29 protein-coding genes and 1 tRNA gene are annotated in these 22,957 nt (G+C 66.6%); 14 read left to right on the plus strand and 16 right to left on the minus strand.

What is annotated here, in order from left to right:
* Positions 1 to 6: 6 nt before the first annotated feature.
* A complete protein-coding gene (gene aroC, locus WH5701_RS10715) occupies positions 7 to 1,095 on the plus strand; it encodes a chorismate synthase (protein WP_006172327.1) in 1,089 nt (362 codons plus the stop codon).
* Here aroC and WH5701_RS10720 read toward each other — a convergent pair.
* The 4 genes from WH5701_RS10720 to psbO all read right to left on the minus strand — a co-directional run bounded on the left by WH5701_RS10720 (position 1,077) and on the right by psbO (position 5,791).
* Positions 1,077 to 1,757 carry a bifunctional 4-hydroxy-2-oxoglutarate aldolase/2-dehydro-3-deoxy-phosphogluconate aldolase gene (locus tag WH5701_RS10720; RefSeq protein ID WP_006172328.1) on the minus strand — a complete coding sequence of 227 codons (681 nt, stop codon included), beginning with the start codon at positions 1,755 to 1,757 and terminating at the stop codon, positions 1,077 to 1,079. The two genes, aroC and WH5701_RS10720, sit on opposite strands and share 19 nt — an antisense overlap.
* Complete coding sequence (gene ftsH3 / locus WH5701_RS10725; protein ID WP_006172329.1) at positions 1,732 to 3,576, minus strand: ATP-dependent zinc metalloprotease FtsH3; 1,845 nt, start codon at positions 3,574 to 3,576, stop codon at positions 1,732 to 1,734. The genes WH5701_RS10720 and ftsH3 overlap by 26 nt, the downstream gene beginning before the upstream one ends.
* A 54-nt stretch (positions 3,577 to 3,630) precedes the next feature.
* A complete protein-coding gene (gene sat, locus WH5701_RS10730; protein WP_006172330.1) occupies positions 3,631 to 4,803 on the minus strand; it encodes a sulfate adenylyltransferase in 1,173 nt (390 codons plus the stop codon).
* A 169-nt stretch (positions 4,804 to 4,972) separates the two neighbouring features.
* Positions 4,973 to 5,791, minus strand: coding sequence for a photosystem II manganese-stabilizing polypeptide (gene psbO, locus WH5701_RS10735; RefSeq protein ID WP_006172331.1), 819 nt, complete (start codon positions 5,789 to 5,791; stop codon positions 4,973 to 4,975).
* A 135-nt stretch (positions 5,792 to 5,926) separates the two neighbouring features.
* Between psbO and WH5701_RS10740 the strand changes: the two genes are divergently transcribed.
* On the plus strand, positions 5,927 to 6,268 hold the full coding sequence (locus tag WH5701_RS10740; RefSeq protein WP_006172332.1) for a hypothetical protein: 342 nt from the start codon (positions 5,927 to 5,929) through the stop codon (positions 6,266 to 6,268).
* Here WH5701_RS10740 and coaBC read toward each other — a convergent pair.
* Positions 6,204 to 7,502 carry a bifunctional phosphopantothenoylcysteine decarboxylase/phosphopantothenate--cysteine ligase CoaBC gene (coaBC, locus tag WH5701_RS10745; RefSeq protein ID WP_006172333.1) on the minus strand — a complete coding sequence of 433 codons (1,299 nt, stop codon included), beginning with the start codon at positions 7,500 to 7,502 and terminating at the stop codon, positions 6,204 to 6,206. The two genes, WH5701_RS10740 and coaBC, sit on opposite strands and share 65 nt — an antisense overlap.
* The gene (locus WH5701_RS10750) at positions 7,492 to 7,704 is read right to left on the minus strand and encodes a DUF2555 domain-containing protein (RefSeq protein ID WP_006172334.1); all 213 of its coding nucleotides are present in this window, start codon (positions 7,702 to 7,704) and stop codon (positions 7,492 to 7,494) included. The genes coaBC and WH5701_RS10750 overlap by 11 nt, the downstream gene beginning before the upstream one ends.
* Before the next feature lie 128 nt (positions 7,705 to 7,832).
* On the opposite strand from WH5701_RS10750, the gene WH5701_RS10755 reads away from it, so the two are divergent.
* The 4 genes from WH5701_RS10755 to WH5701_RS10770 all read left to right on the plus strand — a co-directional run bounded on the left by WH5701_RS10755 (position 7,833) and on the right by WH5701_RS10770 (position 9,060).
* Positions 7,833 to 7,905: transfer RNA gene (locus tag WH5701_RS10755), tRNA-Ala, on the plus strand.
* Positions 7,906 to 8,103: 198 nt separating this feature from the next.
* A complete protein-coding gene (locus WH5701_RS10760; protein WP_006172335.1) occupies positions 8,104 to 8,265 on the plus strand; it encodes a PCP reductase family protein in 162 nt (53 codons plus the stop codon).
* A gap of 131 nt (positions 8,266 to 8,396) precedes the next feature.
* Positions 8,397 to 8,597 carry a hypothetical protein gene (locus WH5701_RS10765; RefSeq protein ID WP_006172336.1) on the plus strand — a complete coding sequence of 67 codons (201 nt, stop codon included), beginning with the start codon at positions 8,397 to 8,399 and terminating at the stop codon, positions 8,595 to 8,597.
* A gap of 55 nt (positions 8,598 to 8,652) precedes the next feature.
* Positions 8,653 to 9,060 carry a DUF565 domain-containing protein gene (locus WH5701_RS10770; protein ID WP_006172337.1) on the plus strand — a complete coding sequence of 136 codons (408 nt, stop codon included), beginning with the start codon at positions 8,653 to 8,655 and terminating at the stop codon, positions 9,058 to 9,060.
* Here WH5701_RS10770 and WH5701_RS10775 read toward each other — a convergent pair.
* Positions 9,047 to 10,090 (minus strand): aspartate carbamoyltransferase catalytic subunit, encoded by a 1,044-nt coding sequence (locus tag WH5701_RS10775; protein WP_006172338.1) that lies wholly within the window; start codon positions 10,088 to 10,090, stop codon positions 9,047 to 9,049. The two genes, WH5701_RS10770 and WH5701_RS10775, sit on opposite strands and share 14 nt — an antisense overlap.
* The gene (locus WH5701_RS10780; protein WP_006172339.1) at positions 10,087 to 10,809 is read right to left on the minus strand and encodes a DNA-3-methyladenine glycosylase; all 723 of its coding nucleotides are present in this window, start codon (positions 10,807 to 10,809) and stop codon (positions 10,087 to 10,089) included. The genes WH5701_RS10775 and WH5701_RS10780 overlap by 4 nt, the downstream gene beginning before the upstream one ends.
* 43 nt (positions 10,810 to 10,852) lie before the next feature.
* Between WH5701_RS10780 and WH5701_RS18055 the strand changes: the two genes are divergently transcribed.
* Positions 10,853 to 10,996 (plus strand): hypothetical protein, encoded by a 144-nt coding sequence (locus WH5701_RS18055; RefSeq protein WP_006172340.1) that lies wholly within the window; start codon positions 10,853 to 10,855, stop codon positions 10,994 to 10,996.
* 27 nt (positions 10,997 to 11,023) lie between these two features.
* On the opposite strand, the gene WH5701_RS10785 is transcribed toward WH5701_RS18055, so the two are convergent.
* Positions 11,024 to 11,323, minus strand: a complete 300-nt coding sequence (locus tag WH5701_RS10785) for a DUF6679 family protein (RefSeq protein ID WP_006172341.1) — start codon at positions 11,321 to 11,323, stop codon at positions 11,024 to 11,026.
* Between the two features lie 111 nt (positions 11,324 to 11,434).
* Here WH5701_RS10785 and WH5701_RS10790 point away from each other — a divergent pair, with 111 nt between their 5' ends.
* Positions 11,435 to 12,253, plus strand: coding sequence for a creatininase family protein (locus WH5701_RS10790; RefSeq protein ID WP_006172342.1), 819 nt, complete (start codon positions 11,435 to 11,437; stop codon positions 12,251 to 12,253).
* A gap of 58 nt (positions 12,254 to 12,311) precedes the next feature.
* Positions 12,312 to 12,605: an Asp-tRNA(Asn)/Glu-tRNA(Gln) amidotransferase subunit GatC gene (gene gatC, locus WH5701_RS10795; protein WP_006172343.1), complete on the plus strand. Its 294-nt coding sequence runs from the start codon at positions 12,312 to 12,314 to the stop codon at positions 12,603 to 12,605.
* Between the two features lie 19 nt (positions 12,606 to 12,624).
* Here gatC and crtR read toward each other — a convergent pair whose 3' ends face one another.
* Genes crtR through WH5701_RS10810 form a run of 3 tightly spaced genes read right to left on the minus strand, consistent with a single transcriptional unit; the run spans position 12,625 to position 15,995 of the window.
* The gene (gene crtR / locus WH5701_RS10800; RefSeq protein ID WP_037981003.1) at positions 12,625 to 13,665 is read right to left on the minus strand and encodes a beta-carotene hydroxylase; all 1,041 of its coding nucleotides are present in this window, start codon (positions 13,663 to 13,665) and stop codon (positions 12,625 to 12,627) included.
* Between the two features lie 60 nt (positions 13,666 to 13,725).
* Positions 13,726 to 14,979 carry an organoarsenical effux MFS transporter ArsJ gene (gene arsJ / locus WH5701_RS10805; RefSeq protein WP_006172345.1) on the minus strand — a complete coding sequence of 418 codons (1,254 nt, stop codon included), beginning with the start codon at positions 14,977 to 14,979 and terminating at the stop codon, positions 13,726 to 13,728.
* Positions 14,976 to 15,995 (minus strand): ArsJ-associated glyceraldehyde-3-phosphate dehydrogenase, encoded by a 1,020-nt coding sequence (locus WH5701_RS10810; RefSeq protein WP_006172346.1) that lies wholly within the window; start codon positions 15,993 to 15,995, stop codon positions 14,976 to 14,978. The genes arsJ and WH5701_RS10810 overlap by 4 nt, the downstream gene beginning before the upstream one ends.
* A gap of 131 nt (positions 15,996 to 16,126) precedes the next feature.
* On the opposite strand from WH5701_RS10810, the gene WH5701_RS10815 reads away from it, so the two are divergent.
* The 3 genes from WH5701_RS10815 (at position 16,127) to WH5701_RS10825 (ending at position 17,943) form a co-directional block, all read left to right on the plus strand.
* Positions 16,127 to 17,188, plus strand: coding sequence for a permease (locus tag WH5701_RS10815; protein WP_006172347.1), 1,062 nt, complete (start codon positions 16,127 to 16,129; stop codon positions 17,186 to 17,188).
* An 18-nt stretch (positions 17,189 to 17,206) separates the two neighbouring features.
* Entirely contained in the window at positions 17,207 to 17,452 is a 246-nt protein-coding gene (locus WH5701_RS10820; RefSeq protein WP_006172348.1) for a thioredoxin family protein, read from the plus strand.
* 170 nt (positions 17,453 to 17,622) lie between these two features.
* Positions 17,623 to 17,943 carry a helix-turn-helix transcriptional regulator gene (locus WH5701_RS10825; protein ID WP_037981005.1) on the plus strand — a complete coding sequence of 107 codons (321 nt, stop codon included), beginning with the start codon at positions 17,623 to 17,625 and terminating at the stop codon, positions 17,941 to 17,943.
* Between the two features lie 6 nt (positions 17,944 to 17,949).
* On the opposite strand, the gene WH5701_RS10830 is transcribed toward WH5701_RS10825, so the two are convergent.
* From WH5701_RS10830 to pstS, 4 genes are all read right to left on the minus strand, one after another.
* Positions 17,950 to 19,104: a cell wall metabolism sensor histidine kinase WalK gene (locus tag WH5701_RS10830; protein ID WP_006172350.1), complete on the minus strand. Its 1,155-nt coding sequence runs from the start codon at positions 19,102 to 19,104 to the stop codon at positions 17,950 to 17,952.
* Between the two features lie 9 nt (positions 19,105 to 19,113).
* On the minus strand, positions 19,114 to 19,818 hold the full coding sequence (locus WH5701_RS10835; protein WP_006172351.1) for a response regulator transcription factor: 705 nt from the start codon (positions 19,816 to 19,818) through the stop codon (positions 19,114 to 19,116).
* 70 nt (positions 19,819 to 19,888) lie between these two features.
* The gene (locus WH5701_RS10840) at positions 19,889 to 20,524 is read right to left on the minus strand and encodes a Crp/Fnr family transcriptional regulator (RefSeq protein ID WP_006172352.1); all 636 of its coding nucleotides are present in this window, start codon (positions 20,522 to 20,524) and stop codon (positions 19,889 to 19,891) included.
* A 123-nt stretch (positions 20,525 to 20,647) separates the two neighbouring features.
* On the minus strand, positions 20,648 to 21,628 hold the full coding sequence (gene pstS, locus WH5701_RS10845) for a phosphate ABC transporter substrate-binding protein PstS (RefSeq protein WP_006172353.1): 981 nt from the start codon (positions 21,626 to 21,628) through the stop codon (positions 20,648 to 20,650).
* Between the two features lie 224 nt (positions 21,629 to 21,852).
* On the opposite strand from pstS, the gene WH5701_RS10850 reads away from it, so the two are divergent.
* Entirely contained in the window at positions 21,853 to 22,104 is a 252-nt protein-coding gene (locus WH5701_RS10850; RefSeq protein WP_037981258.1) for a Nif11-like leader peptide family natural product precursor, read from the plus strand.
* A gap of 12 nt (positions 22,105 to 22,116) precedes the next feature.
* Positions 22,117 to 22,770, plus strand: a complete 654-nt coding sequence (locus tag WH5701_RS10855) for a ParB-like protein (RefSeq protein WP_006172355.1) — start codon at positions 22,117 to 22,119, stop codon at positions 22,768 to 22,770.
* The last annotated feature ends 187 nt before the right edge of the window (positions 22,771 to 22,957 follow it).

A 22,957-nucleotide genomic window follows, 5' to 3' on the forward strand; every position in this document is an offset into this window, starting at 1 on the left:
GCAGCCATGGGCAGCAGCTTCGGCGACCAGTTTCGGATACAGACCTTCGGTGAGTCCCACGGCGGTAGTGTGGGGGTGATCGTCGACGGCTGCCCGCCGCGGCTGGCCCTTGATCTGGAGGCCATCCAGGCCGAGCTCGACCGCCGCAAACCGGGACAGAGCAGGATCACCACCCCCCGCAAGGAAGACGATCGTGTCGAGATCCTCAGCGGCCTGCTCGATGGGGTCACCCTGGGAACACCGATCGCCATGGTGGTGCGCAACAAGGACCAGCGTCCCGGCGATTACAGCGAGATGGCGGTGGCGTTCCGGCCCTCCCACGCCGATGCCACCTACCAGGCGAAGTACGGCATCCAGGCCCGCAGCGGCGGTGGCCGGGCCTCGGCGCGGGAAACGATCGGCCGGGTGGCGGCCGGTGCCATCGCCAAACAACTGCTCGCCCGCGCCCATGGCACCGAGGTGATCGCCTGGGTGAAGCGGATCCACACGATCGAGGCCACGATCGATCCAGCCGGTGTCAGCCTCGACGACGTGGAGGCGAACATTGTGCGCTGCCCCGATGCCGCCTGCGCGGAGCGGATGATCGAGCGCATCGAGGCCATCGGCCGTGAGGGTGATTCCTGCGGCGGCGTGATCGAGTGCGTGGTGCGCCGGGCGCCGGTGGGGCTGGGCATGCCGGTCTTCGACAAGCTTGAGGCTGACCTGGCCAAGGCGGTGATGTCGCTGCCGGCCACCAAAGGCTTCGAGATCGGCTCCGGCTTCGCCGGCACCCTGCAGCGGGGCAGCGAACACAACGACGCCTTCCTCGCCACCGGCGACGGCAGCCTGCGCACCGCCACCAACAACTCCGGTGGCATCCAGGGGGGCATCAGCAACGGCGAAACCATCGTGCTGCGGGTGGCTTTCAAGCCCACCGCCACGATCCGCAAAGCCCAGCAGACCGTGACCTCCAGCGGCGAGGCCACGGTGCTGGAGGCCAAGGGCCGCCATGACCCCTGCGTGCTGCCCCGGGCCGTGCCGATGGTGGAAGCGATGGTCGCCCTGGTGCTGGCCGACCACCTGCTGCGTCAGCAGGCTCAGTGCAGCCTCTGGTGAGACGGAGCTGAGGTGTAAGCCGCCACCCACTCAGCCAGGCGTGGATCCAGCCGGGGGCAATCTCCCGCCTCGCTGATGGGCTCGAACAGCGTGGAGCCCAGGGCCAGGGCATCCACACCCCCCTGGAGCCAGCCACAGAGGTCAGCCACCTCCAGCCCCCCCGCAGCGATGCAGAAGGGCAAGGGAGCCAGGGCACCTGCGAGCAAGCCCCAGTACCCAGGACCCAGGGCCTTGGCCGGAAAGAGCTTGACCGCCGCGCAGCCCAGCTCCACCGCCTGCTGCACCTCCGTGGGGGAGAAGACCCCGGGCACCAGGGTGATGCCCAGCTGGTGGGCGCAGCTCAGCAAAAAGGGATCCAGAACGGGCGAGAACGCGAAGCTGAAGCCGGCCTGATGGGCAGCTTCAAGACCCTTGATGGTGCGCACCGAAGCGGCACCGAAGCGGATCGCGGGGAAACGCTGTGCCAGCTCAAGGCAGTCGTGGCTCCAGCGGTCCCATGGGCTCCAGGCGATCTCCACATGGCGAATCCCGGCCGCGCTCAACAGCGCGATCCGGGAGACGGCCTCCAGGGGATGGACCGGGCGCAGCACCGCCAGCAGCGGCAGCGCCCGAAGTTCATCCAGCAGCGTCTGGGACTCAGACGTATTCAGCGACCCGCACATCGCTGCGGATCAGGAGCTCCTGAAGCTCCTCGGCGTCGACGGTTTCCTTCTCCACCAGCATCTCGGCCAGTTCATCGAGAACCGAGCGGTTTTCGATCAGCACACGCTTGGCACGGCGGTAGGCCTCAGCCACCAGCAGACCCACTTCCTCGTCGATGGTGGCGGCGGTGTCTTCGGAGAAATCGCGCTCAGCGGCGATGTCGCGGCCGAGGAACATCCCTCCCTGGGCACGGCCGAGAGCCACGGGGCCCAGCTTGTCGCTCATGCCGAAGCGGGTGACCATCTGGCGGGCGACACGGGCCACCTGCTGGAGGTCGTTGGAGGCTCCGGTGGTGACTTCGTCTTCGCCGTAGACGATCTCCTCAGCGACGCGGCCACCGAGGGCCACGGCCATCTGGTTCTGCAGATAGGCGCGGGAATAGAGGCCCGACTCCATCCGCTCTTCACTGGGGGTGAAGAAGGTGAGGCCGCCGGCCTGGCCGCGGGGAATGATGCTGATCTTCTGCACCGGGTCGTAGTCGGGCATCAGGGCACCCACCAGGGCATGGCCCGATTCGTGATACGCCACGAGCCGCTTGCGCTTCTCGCTCATCACGCGGTCCTTCTTCTCAGGACCGGCCATGACGCGCTCGATGGCGTCATTGACCTCATCCATCGAAATTTCGGTGAGCTGACGGCGGGCCGCCAGGATCGCCGCTTCATTGAGCAGGTTGGCCAGATCGGCGCCGGTGAAGCCGGGGGTACGGCGCGCCACCTTGTCGAGATCGACATCTTTGGCGAGGGTCTTGCCGCGGGCGTGGACCCCGAGGATCTGCAGACGGCCGGCGTAGTCAGGACGGTCGACCACCACCTGGCGATCGAAGCGGCCCGGCCGCAGCAGGGCCGAATCCAGCACATCCGGACGGTTGGTGGCCGCCACGATGATGATGCCGGTGTTGCCCTCGAAGCCGTCCATCTCGGTGAGCAGCTGGTTGAGGGTCTGCTCGCGCTCGTCGTTACCGCCTCCAAGGCCTGCACCCCGCTGCCGGCCGACAGCATCGATCTCATCGATGAAGACGATGCAGGGAGCACTCTTCTTGGCCTGCTCGAACAGATCACGCACGCGGCTGGCGCCCACGCCCACGAACATCTCCACGAACTCCGAGCCGGAGATGGAGAAGAAGGGCACACCAGCTTCGCCGGCCACCGCCTTGGCCAGAAGGGTCTTGCCGGTGCCGGGAGGGCCCACCAGCAGCACGCCTTTGGGAATCTTGGCGCCTACGGCCGTGAAACGATCGGGATTCTTGAGGAAGTCGACCACTTCAGTGAGCTCGAGCTTGGCGCCCTCGATGCCGGCCACATCACCAAAGGTGACCTGGGTCTGGGGTTCCATCTGAAGGCGGGCCTTGCTCTTGCCGAAGCTCATGGCGGGGTTGCCGCCGCCCCCCTGGGCGCGTCGCAACAGGAAGAACAGGCCTCCGAGGAGCAACAGCGGGAAGAGCAGACTGCCCACGGCCTGCTGCCAGGCGGCCGGCTCACGGTTGGGCTGAACCGCGATGTCGACGTTGTGCTCGGTGAGCAGCTTGAGCAGGTCCTTGTCGGGGGCGAGGTTGACCACGGCCCGGTTGCCGTCGTTCTCAACGACCTGGGCGGTACCGCGGTCGGGGGAGATCAGCACCCGCGACACCTGATTCTCCTGAACCGCCTCGACGAAATCGCTGTAGCGGAGGCTTCTGGGGGCATTGGCCTGATCAGGGCGTCCCAGGAAAGCGGAGCCCACCGCAATCACCACGATCGCCAGGAGCACATAGAGCCCCGCGTTGCGCCAGCGTTTTTTCAACCTGCGTGCTCCTGAGAGGGGAAGTAACAGAATGTTAACCGTCGCCGGGGACCGTCAGGCGGACCGCAGCACCTCCACCACGCTACGGAAGGCGAACCACTCTGGGATCTCCTCACCGCTGCGCAGCATCTGCCGGAACTGGGTTCCGCTCAATTTCTTTACATGCAGCCCCCTTGCCTGGGCGTGCTCCGCCGTCACGTAGCCCTCTTCTTCGGTGTACACCAGGTTCAGCGACGGCACCGTCTCCATGCCCAGCTCCGGTGCGTTCTCGCGAGCGAAGTCCTGCGCGTCGTAGGGGCCGTAGAAATCCTCACCGCTCAGGGAGCTCTTGCAGCCCGCCATGTCGCGGCCAATGATGAAGTGGGTGCAGCCGTAGTTCTTGCGGATGATCATGTGCTGCAGCGCCTCCCTGGGCCCCGCCATGTGCATGGCATAGGGCAGGTAGGCCCAGCGGATGCGCGGGTTGGCCACCTCCGCCGCCAGCCGCTCGTAGGTCTGGAAGCGCACTTCCCCGGCAATGTCGTCCTCCTGGGTGGGACCGCAGGTGGGATGCACCAGCACCACACCCCCCTCGCTCACGTTCGTGGCGTGCAGCGCACGGGTGAACAGCTCGTAGTGGGCCCGGTGAATCGGGTTGCGGCACTGGAAGGCCACCACGTCTTCCCCATGGGGCAACTCGGCGCGCACCTGGGCCGGGGTGCGGCAGGGGAACACCCGCTGGGGCAGCTCCAGGCCCTGCAACGCTCCACCGAGGTAGTAGCGGCCCCGTTCGGTGGCGATCATGCGCACCGCCGGATGCTCCAGGGATGTGGTGCCGTAGCAACCTTTGGCCTCCTTCACCTTGTCGGGCTCCCAGACGCTCTCCACCGTGAGCACAGCCAGCTCCTGACCCTGGTAAGTGAGCAGCAGACGCTCGCCCACCTTGATCGTTGCGTCAGCGGTGTCGAAGATGATCGGTAGGCCGAACAGGAGCCCCGAGGTGGTGCGGTTCCCCTGCACCACCGCCTCGTAGTCCTCCTGGTGCATGAAGCCCAGCAGCGGCGAGAAGCCCCCCACCATCAGCAGCTCCACATCGCAGGCGTTGCGGTGGCTGCACTCGAGCACCCGATCCACACCCACCTTCACCGCCTCACGCTGCTCCGCCGGCACGATCAGATTCACCAGCGTGCCCCCGTGGGGCGGAATCAAACCGGTGCTGGGGCGTCCAGAGGGAGCGGCGGTGGTCATGGGGGGGAGCCAGCTTCAGGTGGAGCGATTGTTCCAGACCGGGCGTCAAGGACGTGTGACTGGGGTGGCTCCACGGCGGCAGCGCGGATGGTATTGCCACAAAAAAAGGACCCCCGAGGGGATCCTTCTTGGCCAAGCTTCAGCACCATCCAGAAGCGGCTGGCTGGGCTCAGACCTGCTCGAGGCGGCCGTAGAGCTCGCCGGTGACCTTGACATCGACGGCGACCTTGCCGCCCATGTCGGTGTCGGAAGGCTGGACCGCCGAGAACACCCCGGAGAACTCGCCAGTGACGCTGTCGACCTTGGTGATCGAAAGGTTCATGGTGCCGGTGCCCTCGATGTACTGCTTGACGTTTTCCTTGGTGAGGTCCTCGTCGTCACCGGCAGGCACCAGACCGACGGCACTGCTGTAACCGGTGGTGAGGCCACGGCCCTTGGGATCAAGGAAATTGGCGGTGCGGTAGCTGGGCGTCCGGTAGGCACCTTCGAAATCCGTGCTCGGGCTGATGGCGGTGCCTTCGGCTGTGGCGATCAGCTGCTTGCTGGAGAAGGTGAAGGGCACTTCCTCACCACCCGGCATGAGAACGGTGATCGGCTGGAAATCGATCCCGCCAAGCTCCTTGAAGGTGAGCTGGGCGCCGTCGATCGTCAGATCGCCATAGACCTGATCAAGGCTGGAGGTGTAACGGGTGAGAATCTTGCCCGCCACGAACTGAGCCTCCTGGCGCTTGTTGGCCGGCTCACCCTTCACGAACACTTCGCTGGGGTGGAGACAGATTTCACGGAGCTGATAGCTGCCGGAGGGATCCAGGGGGATGGAGCCGCGGGCCGAGTCCGGAAGGGTTGGGCAGTCGTTGGCCTTGCCGGTGTTGACGATGTCGTCGTAGGTGACATTGGCCCGTTCAACGGCTTTGGCACCGCCACCGCACGCTGTGACCAGCGTTAGGCAGAGCGCCAGCACAAGGGCCAGCAGGGGTCGAAAACGCATTGGGAGAAGCCGCACAAGCAGGGTGAAACCTTGGTGATGGGTGCGCCAGCGGCGATCCTACAGATGAAAAACCCGAGTCCCGATAGCATGTTGCGGCTCTCAACAACCCGTAGGGCGGGACGCGACACGCCAGACATGACCAAAGGTTTCAACGCTCCGGCCGAGGCTCAGGATCCCCTGCAGGCAGCGGGCGAGCTGGTGCAGGGTCTCCACCAGCTCGCCGAAGGGCTCGAGGGGCAGCCCGAGGCGCTGCTGAACCTGTTGCGGGAGCTGGAAACCCTGCATCGCTCGATTCAGGACGGGGCCTTCCGTCGCAGCCTGCCGGGGGACCGCCAGCGGCTGTTCGCTCTGCTCAGGGACATGGAGCGCAGCGGCGGTTGGCCCTACATCCCACGCCTGCAGCTGCGCACCTTCATGGATCTGTTGCAGCGCGACGACCAGCCAGGCCTTCACGAGGAGCCTCCGCTGGCGGCGTGAGCGGATCCAGCAGGGCTCCGAGGGCGCTGATGAGCTGATGGGCCACGGCGAACTTGCCCGCTGGCTCGATGCGCAGCTCCCGCTCACCCGGACCGAGCAACCAGCCTTCATTGCTGCACACCCTGAAGCCGGCCTGTGGTTGGTCGATCGGGTTGGCGAAGAGCAGATCGCAGCCCTTGCGCAGCCGCTTGGCCCGGGCCTGGGGAAGCACATCCCCCGAATGGGCCGCGAACCCCAGAATCCGCTGGCCTGCTTGGCGGCGGGCCACCAGCTGAGCCAGCAGGTCCGGCACCTCGCACCAGCCCCCACTCAAGCTGGCAAGCAGATCCTGCTTGCTGAGCTTCTGGAGTTCAGGAGCGGCACGGCCGTGATCCGCCACGGCAGCCGCCATGGCCACCGCATCGGCCGCCGGTTGCAACTGCTCCAGGGCCTCGCCCATCGCCACACCGCTCTCGGCGGGATACGCGCGCAGGCCTTCCAGCAGCAACGGATCGAGGTTGAGGGGGCCGTGCACCAGGTCGACCTCAGCCCCCCGCAACCGGGCTGCCTGGGCCAGCAGCACCCCCATCCGGCCCGTGCTGGGGTTGGTGAGGCAGCGGGCGGGATCCAGCCATTCGCGGGTAGGTCCGGCGCTCACCAGCAGCCGCCTGCCCTGCCAGTCGCGCCGCCAGCCATGCAGACGCAGGGTCTCCAGCCCCAGCAGCAGCTGCTGGGGCTCGGCCATCCGCCCGTCACCCTGGCGGTCACAGGCGAGCAGCCCGGCGGCGGGCCCCAGGGTCAGCACCCGCTCGAAGCCCTGCAGCTCCTGCCAGTTGCGCCGCACCCCGGGGGAGCGCCACATCGCCGTGTTCATGGCGGCGGCCGCCAGCACCGGGGCCTCCGTGGCCAGCAGGGTGCTGGAGAGCAGGGTGTCGCCGGAGCCCTGCACCCAGCGGGCCAGGCTGGTGGCACTCAGGGGGGCCACCAGCACCAGTTCGGCCCATTCGGCCAGCTCCACGTGCAGGGGCCGGGGCGCCCGGTGGCTCCACTGATCCTCCTCGAGATGGCAGGGGGAGCGGCTGAGGCTGGCCAGGGTCACCGGGCTCACCAGCCGGGCGGCACTGGGGGTGAGCACGCAGCGGACCTGGGCACCGCGCTGGACCAAGGCACTCACCAGCGCCGGCAGTTTCACGCAGGCGATGCTGCCGCTGATGGCCACCAGGATCCGGCAGCCGGCCAGGGGCTCACTCCTCATCGAAAGGTTCCTGATCCACCAGATGCACGTACGGGCGCGCCAGCTCCGGGCGGTGGATCGCCAGGGCCCGGATCAGGTGCCAGTCCTGCAGGGCTTCAAAGGGGTTGGGGTAGTCGTCGTCATCCAGGCGCTGGGCCAGCTCGGCGATGGCCGCCTCATCGAAGGCAGCCAGCCGCTCAGGCGTGATCGGGGTTGCGGACACGGGGCCAGTGGAGCGAAGCACCTCTCAATTCCAGCGCATCAGCCCCACCCCTGGGCCAGGGCGGCCAGGCAGGAGCGGGGCGAGGGCGAATCGGCGGTGATAAATTCTCCTTCAGGGATACCCCTCAAGGGGAATTAGCTCAGCTGGTAGAGCGCTGCGATCGCACCGCAGAGGTCAGGGGTTCGAGTCCCCTATTCTCCATCAGTTCTCTGCCGCTACCCGATCAAGTCATCCCTGACAGGATTTACTGAAGCGAGTGTCAATCCCAGATCTGCCATTCCATTCAACACCGCGTTGAGATTGGCCGCGCACGATCTCAACGCGACTCCCTCAGCCGAGGGCCAGAAATCAGGCGTCTGGACCGTAACCTCCCCTCAGGACATGCCCGTGACGCGAAGGATGGAGTGGACCCCCGAGGCGGAAGCCAGGATCAAGGAAGTGCCCTTCTTTGTGCGCCCCGCCGTGCGGCGCCGGATCGAAAGCCTGGCGCTTGAGGCCTCCCTGACCAGCATCGACCTCGACTTCTACTGCGCCGCCAAGGCTCGCTTCGGCGAGAAATGAAGGTCTGCTGAGCGCTTGAGCGAGCAGGTCCTGATCCACTCCGGCCCAGCCAGGGAGGGCTCTTTCGCCTGGCTGGAGCCCCTTTGACCGGCCATAAGGTAAAAGGGAGGGCATTACAGGATGCCCCATCCATGTCGCAATCCAAACGCGAGCAGGTGGTGAGCCACCTGCGCTACATCCGCCAGGAACTCCGGGAGATGCACCAAGGGGTCATGGAAGACGGCCTGCTGCCGGAAGCCGGTGAGGTGCGCGGGGTGATGGCCCAGATGGAGGCGCTGCTGGAGCTGCTGGAAGGGAAGGGGTCGCGCAAGAACAAAGACAGCGAAAGCTGAGCTCTGGTCCAGGACTGGCGGGGCGGCCTGAAAGGGTGTAGACCTGCGGCGGCAGGTGGCCGAGCCGGGTGATGGGGATCTCCAGCCAATTCACCTGCCCGTTCTTCCCCCGCTTGACTCCTCGGTGATCCGCCTGCAGCAGACCCGGTTGCATCGTCAGGTGGCTCTGCTGGGGGAGCGCCTGCGCCACTGGGCGGAGAATCCCTGGCGACGGCTCTCGCTGGTGCTGATCACCGGATTTGGGGCCTTCTTCTTCGGCGGCGCGGTGGGGATGCTCACCGGAGCCCTGAACTACCTCGATCCCCTGGCGGCCCTGGTTTGCGTGGTGCCGATCGAACTCTCGATCCGCTGCCGCCGCTGGCTGATGCAGCGCCCCCAGGATCGACTCAGCCTTCAGCTGGTGGACGCGGGACGCATCGGCCTTCTCTACGGACTGCTGCAGGAGGGCTTCAAGCTTCTCTGAGCTCGTCGCCGCGGGCGGCCAGCAGATAGAGCAGAGCCATGCGCATCGGGATGCCGTTTCGCACCTGCTCCGCCACCAGGCAGCGCTGAGTGTCATCCAGCAGATCACCGCTCATCTCCACGCCCCGGTTCACCGGGCCCGGATGCAACACCGGCACTGAGGGGCCGCAGAGCTGCAGGCGGGCCTGGCTGAGGCCGAAGCGGCGGTGGTAACTCTCCAGGCTGGTGAGCAGGTGCTGGTGCATCCGCTCCCGCTGCAACCGCAGGGTCATCACGGCATCGGCACCTGGCAGGGCCCGCTCCAGCTGGCGCTCGATCCGGATCGAGCCGCGGCTTGCCACGGGATCCATGGTCTGGCCTGGCGGCGGGGCCGCCACGAACTCGGCGAAGGCCTCGGGCAGCAGCGTGGGCGGGGCGCAGAGCACCACATGGGCGCCGCAGGCGGTGAGCGCCCAGAGGTTGGAGCGCGCCACCCGCGAATGGAGCACATCGCCCACGATCACGATCGTTCGGCCGTTGAGCGCCGCCGGTGTCGGTTGCTCCGGCGCGAAGTGACGGGCGAGGGTGAACAGATCGAGCAGCCCCTGGCTCGGGTGGCTGTGCAGTCCATCACCCCCGTTCAGCACCGCCACCGGTCGGCCACCGCCCCTTTGCTCCCGGTCGAGGTCACGGGCCAGCGCCGCCGGCACTCCGGCGCAGCGATGACGCACCACCAGCACATCGGCGCCCATGGCCACGTAGGTGAGGGCGGTGTCGAGCAGGCTCTCCCCCTTGCTCAGGGAGCTGGAGGAGGGAGAGAAGCTCTGGACATCGGCCGAGAGGCGACGGGCCGCCAGCTCGAAGCTGCTGCGGGTGCGGGTGCTGGGCTCAAAGAACAGGCTCGTGACCTGCCGGCCCTGCAGGGCGGGCAGCTTGCGGGAGCCGCTCACGGGCATCACCCGGAAGCGCTGAGCCAGCTCAAGCACGGTGGCGAAATCCTCGAGGCTGAAGGCCGCCAGATCAATCAGGTGCCGGTGGGACCAGCCGCTCACGGCGCTGCTCCCGTCTGGGGGGTCGCTGGCAGCAGGGCTGCTGGCTCCAGGGCCAGGGATCGCGCCGGGGTGCGATCTCCCCTCGCCCGGCGGCTGACGCTGCGGCTGGCCTTCAGGTACCAGCGCCAGGGCAGCTCCACCCCCCGGGTGATGCCGATGCGGGTGGTGGTGACCAGCGGGTCCTGACCCTGCAGCTCCTGCTGTTGCCACCAGGCCAGCAGGGCGTGGGGCCGCGGCGCCAGCCACACTCCGCCAGCGGAATCCACCGGCTGGCCGTCGTGGCGGCGATCCAGGCCGAAGCGGCGGGCCAGCAGGGCGGGGCCAGCGGCGGTGCGTTCGGACTCACCCGCCAGGGCCACGGCCCTCAGCAGAACACCGTTGGCCCAGCCCTCACGGTCGGTGACCACATTCACGCAGTGATGGATGCCATGACTGACGTAAACGTAGAAGCGCCCCGGCGGGCCGAACAGCGTTTCGTTGGAGGGAGAGCGGCGCCGGTGGCCATGGCAGGCGGGCTCGCTCTGGCAGTAGGCCTCGGTTTCCACCACCAGGCCCCGGAGGCAGCGCCCATCCTCGAAGCGGCGCAGCAACTGGCAGCCCACCAGGTCCGGACCCACCAGATGGGCGCCCCGCGCGAAGAAGGCTGGCGTCAGGAGATCGAGACCCCCAGCGCCAACGACGGCAGCGGCTGCGGAAGCGGCCAGACTGGGGCTTGTCACCCTTTCATGGGGTTGGCCCCTGCCCGTCTGTCGCGTCTGTTTCGTGTCCAACGCTCTCTCCAGCTTCAATCTCGGCACCGTGCTGCTGGCCGGCAGCGGTCTGTTCTGCCTGGCGACCCTCTACTTCGGCACCCGGGGCGGTTACTACGACAGCGACGACTACGACGGCAACGGCACCGCCCACTGAACTCCAGGCGCCTGATCGCCGCCGGGCTCAGCCCTGGCGGCGCAGCTGCTCCGATTCGGGGCAGTCTTCGGCGGTGCCAAGATCCTCGGCCCTGGCCGTGCGGCTGAAGAAGGCCAGGCGGGTGCTCACCGCTCCGATCGAATCGAGGCGAACGCTCTCTTCCCAGGTGTGCAGTTCGTCATCGTCCTCCTCGTCGTAGCGCAGGGTGACCAGATCGCCAGCGATCTCCACCACCAGAGCCTGCTCGATCCAGCGCTGCTGATCGCGCAGGAACACCCAGACCGGTCGCTTCTCGCTGCAGAACTGATCCAGCTTGCGGTGCAGCATCCTGAGTTCCGGCTCCAGCGGGCCGAGAGCGGATCGGGGCCCGGATGCCGTCAATCCTAGGGATACTTCAGGGGTTCCCTCGTTTCGGCCCCCGCCGCCGAGCTGTCCCCGGTGACGATCTCCTCGCCCCAGACCGCCGCGCCGGCCGGCAGCCCGCTCCCAGGCCCTGCCGCCAGCGTCGAGGCGATCCGGCTGCAGCTGCGCAGCTGGCCCGAGGTGGAGGAGTATCTCCGGGGCTGCAAGGGGGTGATCGTGCCCCTGGGTTCCACCGAGCAGCATGGCCCCACCGGCGCCATCGGCACCGATGCCCTCACCGCCGAAGCGGTGGCCCTGGAAGTGGGGCGACGCACCGGTGTGCTGGTCACGCCCGTCCAGGCCTTCGGCATGGCCGAACACCACCTGGGCTTCGCGGGCACGATCAGTCTCCAGCCCTCAACGCTCCTGGCCGTGATCCATGACGTGGTGCTCTCCCTGGCCCGCCATGGCTTCGAGCGGATCTTCGTGATCAACGGCCATGGCGGCAACATCGCCACCACCCGGGCCGCCTTTGCCGAGGCCTATGCCACTGCCGCCAGCCGGGGGCTGGCGGGGGCTCCCGGGCTGCGCTGCCAACTGGCCAACTGGTTCATGGCCGGGCCGGTGATGCGGGAGGCGCGTGAGCGCTACGGCAAGCGGGAGGGGCACCACGCCACTCCCAGCGAAATCGCCCTCACCCTGCACCTGGAGCCGAGCCTGGTGGCCAAGCAACGGCCCCTGCCGGAGCCGGCTCCCGCCGGGCCGATCCACGGGCCCGAGGATTTCCGCCGGCGCCACCCCGACGGACGCATGGGCTCCGACCCCTTCCTCGCCAGCGCCGACGACGGCCAGCGCTTCCTCGAGCTGGCCGCCGAGGCCCTCAGCCAGGATCTGGAAACCTTTCTGAGCGAGTGAGCCGGAAGCGCCCGGGCTGCTCCAGCTAGGTTCAGCCCAGACAAGCACCACCGCAACGATGGGCAAGATTTCCTCCGACGACGTGCGCAAGGTGGCCAAGCTGGCTCGCCTGGACCTCCCCGAGGCCAAGATCGCCACCTATACCGGCCAGCTGGAGCGGATCCTCGAGTACGTGGCGCACCTGGAGCAGGTGGACACCGAGGGGGTTCCTCCCACCACCAGGGCTGTGGAGGTGGTCAATGTGACCCGCAACGACGATGTGGTGGCGACACCCGTGCGTGAAGAGTTGCTGGAACTCGCCCCCCAGCGTGAGGGCGACTTCTTCCGGGTTCCCCAGATCCTGGCCAGCTGAGCCCCTGGGGCTGATCCCCTCAGCCGGCGGAAGAGCGCGGCACCGGTGAGACGGCCGTGCGGTGCAGCAGCGAGATCAGGTGGCGGCGGGAGCGAGCCGTGGGCATCAGCGCGGCGATTGGACGCAGGCGGCTGCGTCGGCGCTTATGGCTGCGGATGCCCAGGAAGATGTCGTAGAGGAAATTGATGCCGTCGTGGGGAGTTTCGAACAAACCGAGCCGCTGGGGAGATCCCTTGGCATCGAGCAGTGGCTTGGTCGCCCGGTAGGCCGGTTGATACTCAAACCAGGGAATGGACGGCCAGAGGTGATGGATCAGGTGGTAGTTCTGACCCATGATCAACCAATTCATCAGCCGGCTGGGGTAGACCCTGGCGTTGTGCCAGCGGTTGCGCGACTTGAAGGGGCGGTGGGGGAGGTAATCGAAGAACAGCCCCAGCGTGACACCCACCATCAGAGCCGGGGCGAACCAGCAGTTGAAGATGAACGACTCAAAGCCGAATTTGAAGGCGGCCAGAACAATCGAAATGAAGATGGCGCGAGCCAGGCCCCATTCCAGCAACTCCCACTTGCGCCAGAGTCGGTGGCGGAAGAAAAAGACTTCGTGATAGAAAAACCGCGGTGCGATCAGCCAGAGCGGCCCGAACGTCGAGACGATGTGGTCGGGATCGCGCTTCGGATCATTGACATGGGCGTGATGCTGCAGATGGACCCTGGTGAACACCGGGAAGCTGAAGCCCAGCAGCAGCGCAGCCCCATGGCCCATCACCGCGTTCCAGAAGCGGCTGGGGTGGGCCGCGTTGTGACAGGCGTCGTGAATCACCGTGCCCTCCAGGTGCAGGGCCAGGAATCCGAGAGGCAACAGCAGCTGTAACGGCCACTGGGGCACGAACCAGCCCCAGATCGTCAGCGCCGCCAGGCCGTAGCCCCCGAGGAACAGCGCCACGGTGGGGTTCCAGGCCGATGGCGGATCGAGGAATTCCTTCGGCACCGACCGGAGCGTGGTGCCTGAGGGCAAAGCATCGAGGGCAGGTTCGGGCGACAGGGCCAACACTTGGGTCATCGCCGCAGACCACCCCTCGACAAACGGGCTCCCACCTTACGGGCACCAGCCTGGCGGCGGCTAGGCCACCACCCGCCGTTCATGGGCTGGGGCCGGCAGCTTCAGGCTGCTCAACCAAGACAAACCCGCCAGCAGGGCCGAGCACCACAGGCAGGCCTGCATCCCCCCCACCAGGAACACCCCACCTGAGAGGAGCGTTCCGAGCAGGCGCCCGCCGGCGTTGGCCATGTAATAGAAGCCCACGTTGAGGCTCACCGAGTCGGCATCGGTGTAGGCCAGCACCATGTAGCTGTGGATCGAAGAGTTCATCGCAAACACCGCGCCGAAGGCCGCCAACCCCACCACGATCGCCACCCCCGGGCTGGCCACTTCGCGCCAGAGCGCCACCGCGATCAACGCCGGAATGGCCGAGAGCAGGCCACTCCAGAACTGCACCGCCGAGGGGCCAGGCGGGCCGCCGCTGCCCCAGGCGCGCCGCAGGTCGGGTGCCGAGGCCTGAACGATCCCGTAGCCGATCACCCACAGGCCCATGAATCCCCCCACCTCCCAGAACTTCCAGCCCAGGGCGGCCTCGAGGAACACCGGCAGGGCCACCACGAACCACACGTCGCGGGCGCCGAACAGGAAGAAGCGGGCCAGCGAGAGGATGTTGATGCCAGCGCTCTTGGCGAACAGGGTCGAGAAGGCCGGCTTCTGCTTCATCTTGCCGATCTCGCCGGGCAGCACCAGGGTGCCGAGCAAGGCCAGGAACAGCCCAGCGGCCATCGCCGCCACCGCGGTGGCGAAGCCCAGGGTGGTGAGCAGCACGCCGCCGAGAAAGAAGCCCACCCCCTTGAGGGCGTTCTTGGAGCCGGTCAGCAGGGCCACCCAGCGGAACAGGAGCTGTTCCCCCTCGCCGGGGTCTCCCGGAGTTTCGGGCACCACCGTCTTGATGGCGCTCTTGGCGCTCATCTTGTTGAGGTCCTTGGCGATGCCGCTGATCGCCTGGGCCGCCATCACGTAGAGCAGCGAGAACAGCCTTGGCCAGCTGTCTGAGACCGGCACCAGCATCAGCAGGGCCACGATCTGCAGCACCAGACCGGCCCAGAGCGTGAGCCGCAGGCCGAAGCGGGCCCCGAGCCAGCCGCCATAGAGGTTGGTGACGATGCCGAAGGCTTCGTAGAACAGAAACAGGACGGCGATCTCCAGGGTGGTGTAGCCGAGCTGGTGGAAATGGAACACCACCAGCATGCGCAGGGCGCCATCGGTCAGGGTGAAGGCCCAGTAGGAGGCGGTCACGACCGCGTACTGCTGCAGCGCCGTGAGCTGCTTCATGGGATAGCCGCCACATGGCAGGCCAGATCCGCCATCCGGCAGCTGTAGCCCCATTCGTTGTCATACCAGGCGTACACCTTCAGCTGGGTGCCGCCGGTCACCAGGGTGGAGAGTCCATCGACGATGGCGCTGCGGGAGTCGTTGACGTAGTCGATCGACACCAGCGGCCGGGTTTCGTAGCCGAGGATTCCCTGCAACGGCCCATCGGCGGCAACCGCGAAGGCAGCGTTCACCTGCTCGGCGCTCACCTCCTGGTTGAGCTCGAACACCGCATCGGTGAGCGAGCCATGCAGCAGCGGCACCCGCACGGCATGGCCGTTGAGCTTGCCCTGCAGTTCAGGGAAGATCAGGCCGATCGCCCGCGCCGATCCGGTGCTGGTAGGGATCAGCGACTGCAGGCAGGAGCGGGCCCGGCGCAGATCGCTTTTGAAGCCATCCACCACCACCTGGGTGTTGGTCACATCGTGGAGGGTGGTGATCGAGCCGTGGCGGATACCGAAGGCCTCGTGCACCACCTGCACCACCGGTGCCAGGCAGTTGGTGGTGCAGGAGGCGGCGGTGAGCAGCCGGTGACGGCTGGGGTCGTAGCGCTGGTGATTGATGCCGAACACCACGTTCAGCGCCTCCTCGCCGGCGACCACCCCCTTCACTGGGCAGGCCACGATCACCCGCTGCAGGCCCAGATCGCTGAAGTAGGGCTCGAGAGTTTCGGGTGTTTTGAACCTGCCGCTGCATTCGAGCACCAGGTCGACGCCGGCGGCGGCCCAGGGCACGGCGGTGGGATCGGCGTGCTGGCTGTAGCCCACGGGCTGATCCCCAACCAGGAAGCCCGATCCGCCCGCTTGCACGGCCTCGGGCCAGCGGCCATGAACCGAGTCGAACTCGAGCAGGTGAGCAGCGGCTGCGGCATCACCCGCCGGGTCGTTGACATGCACCAGTGCGATCCCGGGGCGACCCCAGAGAGCGCGGAACACCAGGCGACCGATGCGGCCGAAGCCATTGATGCCGATCTTCATCCGGAAGGCACGCGGTGCGCCGACCATAGATCAACTAAACTTGATTCAAGACGTGTCGCCGATCACATGGCCGATCCAGGCGCTGGTGCCAGAGATCTTCTGCAGGCAAGCAGGTCCGCCTCCCCCAGCGCGTGAGCGGCCTCACTCCGGCGATCCAGTGGCTGCGCACCAGCCGACCCGGCCATATCGCCCTGCTGGCCGGACTGGTCGCCGCCTGGCTGGTGCTCTACCGGATCAACGAATCCCTCTGGGAAGTTGTGCTGTTCGGCTGGCTGGGCCTGCTGCCGGAGCAGCGGCTGAGCGAAACCCTGCACTTCTTCTTCTACGACACGATCAAGATCGCCCTGCTGCTCAGCGGCATCATCTTCCTGGTCACCGTGCTGCGCTCTTATCTGAGCGTGGAACGCACCCGGGCCCTGCTGGCTGGGCGCCGCGAGGGGATCGGCAATGTTCTGGCGGGCCTGCTCGGGGTAGTGACTCCGTTCTGCTCCTGCAGTGCGGTGCCGGCCTTCATCGGCTTCCTGGCCGCGGGCATCCCGCTGGGGGTCACGATGAGTTTCCTGATCGCCAGCCCGATGGTGAATGAGGTGGCGATCGGCCTGTTGTTCAGTCTGTTCGGTTGGAGGATCACGCTGATCTACATCAGCTCCGGCCTGCTGATCGCGATCCTGGCGGGATGGCTGCTCGGCCGTCTGCGGCTCGAGCGCTGGGTCGAATCCTTTGTCTACGAGACCAAGCTGCATGGCCAGGCCGTGGATTTCTCGCAAGGTCTGTCCTTTGAGCAGCGGCTGCAGATGGGCGCCGAAGAAGTGCTCTCCATCCTGCGTCAGATCTGGCTCTATCTGCTGGTCGGCATCGGGGTGGGGGCGTTGATTCACGGCTGGGTGCCCACCAACTTCTTCGCCAGCTATGCCGGTCCGAGCAATCCCTTCGGAGTTCTGGTGGCCGTGGGGCTCGGGATACCGCTCTATTCGAATGCGGCGGGTGTGATGCCGATGGTGCAGGCGCTCCACGAGAAGGGACTGCCGATGGGCACCGTTCTCGCCTTCATGATGAGTGTGGTGGCCCTGTCGGTGCCGGAGCTGATCCTGCTGCGCCGGGTGCTCAAGCCACCCTTGCTGGCCGTCTTCTTCTCGGTCACCGGCCTCGGCATCGTGCTGATCGGCTACTTCTTCAATGCCCTCCTGTCCTGATCCTTTTCCCTTCCCACCATGGACATCAAGATTCTCGGCAGTGGCTGCAGGAAATGCATCACCCTGGAAGATCACGCCCGCAAGGGAGCTGCTGAGCTGGGCCTCCAGCCGAGCATCGAAACGATTCACGATCCTGTGGCCATTGCCGGCTATGGGGTGATGCGCACACCGGCGTTGGTGATCGATGAACGGGTCGTCGTGGCGGGACGGGTGCCCGCTGCCGATGAGGTCCGATCCCTGCTCAGTTCAGCATCGGCGCCATGACCTGCCTCTGCTGAATCAGCACGATCGATGAGACCAGAGGCCAAAGGCCACCGAGGGTCTAACGATGGGCTGGTGGTTTGAGCGCAAGGCCGGCCTGACGCCAGGGGGATCGGACAACCCCAGCCGCCCATGAATCAACTAAACATGTTGTGTTGGCCAGGATCGATCCGATGGCTGTTGCCAGTGCGCCCATCCACGCCGACCAGGCCAGGGCCCTGCTCAAAGCCCTCGGCGATCCTGTGCGCCTGCGGGTGATCGAGGCGCTCGGTGGTGGCGAGCGCTGCGTCTGTGATCTGGTCACCGACCTGGGCCTCGCCCAATCGAAGCTGTCCTTCCATCTCAAGGTGCTCAAGCAGGCGGGGCTGCTCGCCGATCGCCAGGAGGGCCGCTGGATCTACTACCGCCTGCGCCCCGAAACCCTGGGCGCCCTGCAGGCCTGGCTCACCGATCTGGGTGCCCACTGCGGCGCTCCCGCAAAACCCTGCTCCTGAGGAAGCTCAGACCCCCTTCGGCAGCACCAGCTCGATGGCGGCTCCGCCGTCGGGATGGTTGCGGGCCTGCACCCGGCCCCCATGGGTGAGGGCGATCTGCTGCACGATCGCCAGGCCCAGGCCACTGCCGGACTGCTGGCTGCGCACCCGCGACGGATCACCCCGGTAGAAGCGCTCGAACAGGTGGATCAGATCCTCCGGGCTGAGGCCAGGGCCGTGGTCGCGCACTTCCAGCTCCCACCAGAGACCGCTGCTGCCCACACTCAGCTCCACCACCCCGCCATCGGGGCTGTAGCGCAAGGCATTCTCGAACAGGTTGAGCAGGGCGCGGTGCAGCCGTGAGGCATCGGCCCAGAGCAGGCTGGCCTGGCGCTGGCCGCTCACCAGCTTCACGCCACGGCTCTCGGCAAGGGGCCTGAGACTGCTCCAGGCTTCATCGGCCAGCTCCCAGAGGTCGAGCACCTCATAGCGGCGCTCATCGAAGGGGAGGCTGTTCTCCAGGCGGGAGAGTTCCAGCAGATCTCCCACCAACTCCTGCAGCCGTTTCAGTTCCCGTTGCAGGCGCTCCACCAGCACACCACTGCTGCCGCCCGCGCCGCCGGCCTCCCGGCCCGCCTCCAGCGCCAGCCGCTCCCCCACCAGCATCAGCGCCGTGAGGGGAGTCTTGAGCTCGTGGGCCACATCACTCACCCAGCGGCTCTGCTGATCAAGCTGGGATTCCAGCGATCGCCGGCTGTTGATCCAGAGCGCCACCCAGCCCTCGCCCCCCGCCAGCAGCACGGCCTCGAGCGGTTCATTGCCCTGCCACCACTCCAGTCGCTGGGGCCTGCCCCGGCGGCCCACCAGCAGGATCGCCTCCTCGAGTTCCGTCTGCTGAATCACGGCGCGCAGGGGCTCCCCCCGCACCATCCGATCGGCAGGGAGTTGAAGCAGGCGCTCCGCCCGGGGGTTGATCGCCTGAATTCGCTGCTGCCCATCGAGCACCAGCCAGCCCTGGGGTGCACCCTCCAGCCAGGCCAGCAACTGCAGCCGCCCCAGTCCACCCAGCACCGGCCGGGTCTTGGATTCGTCGACCGCCGCCAGGCCTCGCCGCCTGTCTCGACCAAGGGCGATGGCCCAGCCAAGCCACACACCCAGGCCAAGGGCCAGCAACAGCGTCATGGCCAGGGCTCAACCGAAGCGGTAGCCGAAGCCCCGCACCGTGAGGATGTGCTCGGGCGCGGAAGGATTGACCTCGAGCTTCTCGCGCAGCCAGCGGATGTGGACATCCACGGTCTTGGTGTCGACCACGTAGTCGGTGCCCCAGACCTGATCGATCAGCTGGTTGCGGCTCCAGACACGGCCAGGGTTCTGCATGAAGAACTCCACCAGCCGGTATTCCTTCGGGGAGAGATTCACCCTCTCGCCCTCCCGGGTGACGCGGAACTCGTCGGGGTAGAGACTCAGGTCTCCATGATGAATGATCTGGCCGACGGGGAAGCGCTCGATCGTCTGCTGACTGCGGCGCAACAGGGCGCGGCAACGGGCCACCAGTTCGCGCAGCCCGAACGGCTTCACCAGATAGTCGTCGGCGCCGAGCTCCAGTCCCAGCACCCGGTCCGTTTCCGTGTCCCGGGCGCTCACCATCAGGATCGGGGTGTGGGGATCACTGCGGCGCAGATGGCGGCAGACATCCAGGCCCCCGACCCCCGGGAGCATCAGATCCAGCAACACCAGGTCGAAGCTGGCTGAACCCTGGCGCTGGGACGCATCGATCTGCTGGATGGCCTGACGGCCATCGGCGGCGCAGGCCACCTCGAAACCTTCCTGTCCCAGCGCCTCTTCCAGGGTGGTGCGGATGCCGTCGTCGTCATCGACGATGAGCAGACGGGGCATGGGAGTATCCGGGCCCTCGGGCTGACTGATCAAAATTAGGTCATCCGGGCCAAGGGGAAAACAACTGACGTCAGCGGCGCCGGGGCAGGTGGCTGATCACCAGGTGACGCTGGGCATCGATCTTGAGCCAGCCCTCATCACGCAGCAGGCCGATCAGCCGCGTGACCGTGACCCGGGTGGTGGAGAGGGCGCTGGCCAGCTCCTGGTGAGTGAGACGCAGATTGAGACGCAAGCCATCCTCGCAGGGCTGGCCGTAGTCCTGGGCCAGCAGTTCCAGGAAGCCACGCACCCGCTCTTCCACCCGGCGCAACCCCAGCAGGGAAAGCAGGGTTTCCGTCTGGCGATGGCGGCTGATCACGGCCTGCATCACCGCCATGGCCAGATGGGGCGCCTGCTCGATCTCCGCACAGGAGAGGCAGAGCAGATCGGAATCGGTGAGGGTGAAGGCCTCATACGCCTGCACATTGGTGAGCGGTTCACCGAAGGGCTCGTTGGGTCCGGCCAGACCGAGCAGCAGCGGATCGCCGTGAATGGTGACGGCTTCGAGTTTCACCATGCCGCGCACCACCAGCCAGATGGTGTTCTTGAGCAGCGGGACGGCACTGCCGGCGCCGATGTGCAGGAGCTGGCGCTGCCGGTAGCTCGTTTCGAGGACATCCCGGATCGCATCGCTGCGGCCGGCATCGCGAAAGGGAGTCGAAACCATGGCCTATCTCCGGTGACACAGCGGAGTGTATGGACAATGACCGACAAGCCAGCAAAGGTTGGATAAGGGGGCGGTTAACCCTTGACTAAGGCATCGCCCCCTTGGCCCCGAGGGGCCGTGAACTCAGGAGCCGATGTTGCCCACGGCTTTCTTGGCCGAATTGAGCACACTGCCGCGCAGAGGGACATAACCGAGGTCATCGGCTTTGCCCTGGGCCTTGGGGCTCAGCAGGAAGGAAATCGCCTGGCGAATGCGCGGGGCCTTGGCACCATTGCCGCTCTTGTACGCCAGCACCCAGGTGAGAGTGGAGATGGGGTAGCTGTCGGCACCGGCTGGGTTGGGATCTTCGCCGGCGAGGCTGGCGTTGAGGCGGATGTTGTTCAGGGCCGCCGCTCCACTCTTCAGGTTGGGCATCACGAACTTGCCCGCCTTGTTCTGCAGGGCTGCCGCCTTGATCGGACCCTTGACGTAGGCCTGGTTGAGGTAGCCGATCGAGCCAGGGGTGTTCTGAACAACACCGGCAACGCCCTCATTGCCCTTGCCGCCCACGCCCACGGGCCACTTGACCGATTTGCCCTCGCCCACCTTGCTCTTCCAGGCCGGGGAGAACGCGGAGAGAGAGTTGGTGAAGGCGAAGGTGGTGCCGGAGCCATCGGAGCGATGCACCACGGTGATCTTGCCTGGTGCGCACTTGAGTTGCTTCCAATCGGTGATCACGCCCAGGAAGATCTCACTGGCCTGCTTCTGGGTGAGTTTGAGGGAACAACCTCGCTTGTTGTAGGCGATGGCGATCGTGCCACCCACCGTGGGTAGTTGAACCACACCGCGCTTCACCTTGGCGGCATCGGCAGCGCTGATCGGCTCATCGGTGGCCCCGAAGTCCACGGTGCCGGCAATGAACTGGCGCACACCGGCACCTGAGCCCACCGATTGATAGTTGACCTGAGGACCGCCGGAGCTGGCGAGATCAGAAAAGGCGCGTTGATAGAAGGGAGCGGGGAAAGTGGCTCCTGCTCCGTTGAGGGTGTTTTGAGCCGTGGCCGCGGCACCAGCACCAAATGCGGTCAGAACACTGAAGACAAAGGCCTTCTTCACGAAGGTCATCACAAACGCCAATGGGGAGCGAGTCCTAGTTAGCAACACGACAACCCCGCGCGTCTTATGGCCTGGTTAAGCTTGCTTCAAGATCTGGATTGACTCTCAGAATCACCTTGCTTTCTGATCCTTTTCCGATCATTCACATCCGTCATCCTCAGGCGGCGCGCCGCCCTCTGGCAGATGCCTGCCAGCCGGGGTGGAGAGTGGATCTGCCCAATCCTCTGCAGGTCATGAGCCAGGACAGCGACGATGTCTTTGACTTCCTTGCCCGAATCGACTCCGACGAGGAGCTGCGCGAAGCGCTGAACCTGGTCGAATCAGCCGAGCAAGTGGCCGAACTGGCCAGGGAGAGGGGCCACAGCTTCTCTGCCGCTGCCTTGCTTGACCTGTTCAGCCGCTGCAACGAAGCTCCACGGGCCCGGGCGGGGCTGATGGATGAAAAGCTGATTCGGGTCCACCTCAAGCGCGATCAGCTGCGCTGAGCCACGGCTGCCATGGCGCTGCACCTGCCTCCTTACCAACCCCTTCCCCCTCCTCCCGAGGAGCCAGACAGCCTGATTGAGGTGGCGGTGGCCGAACTGCGGCCCTGCCAGCTCTGCATCGGGCTAGCCGAGATCCGCCACCGCCAGGCGGATTTCGCCCGAGAATCGCCCAAGGAACGGCGGCGCTACCTGCGGCGCAAGCCGGTCCCCCTGGTGCGCGACGCCAGTGGGGCCCTGTGGATGGTGGACCGACACCACCGCCTGCGTGGCCTGCTGGAGCTCGAGCCCGACACCACCGCCTTCGGCTACGTGATCCTGCAGCTGGCCAGCCATGACCCCAGCGCGGCGCTGGAGGCGTTGGCACAACGCGGCTGGCTCTACCTGCACGACGGCCGCGGCCAGGGCCCCTGGCCTCCCGAGCGGCTGCCCCAGAGCCTGCTGAGCCTTGACGACGACCCCTACCGCAGCCTGGTCTGGAAGCTGAAACAGGAGAAGGTGATCTCGCCGGCGCCGCTGATCCCCTTTCACGAATTCCGCTGGGGGGCCTGGCTGCGCAGCCGCTGCCTGCCGCCCTTCAGCTCCCTCTGCCTGGAGCCGGCCCTGCCGGCAGCCCGGGCTCTGGCCCGCTCCGCTGCGGGCTCACGCCTGGCCGGCTGGAGAGGCTGAGCGTCTGGTGCGCCACTCTGAGCATGGCCCTGATCGGCGCCGAAAGCAGGGTCGAGGCTGGCCAGGTAGCGCTTGCGTTGCCCCGACGCCCAGGGCTCATCGATGCAGACCCCTAGGGGAAGAAGCCGGATCGGCTCAACCTCGGCGCCTGCAGCAGACATTGAAGACGTGTCCATGGCGCGAAAGC

Source organism: Synechococcus sp. WH 5701 (assembly GCF_000153045.1).
In the GTDB taxonomy this organism is placed as follows: Bacteria; Cyanobacteriota; Cyanobacteriia; order PCC-6307; family Cyanobiaceae; genus Regnicoccus_A; species Regnicoccus_A antarcticus.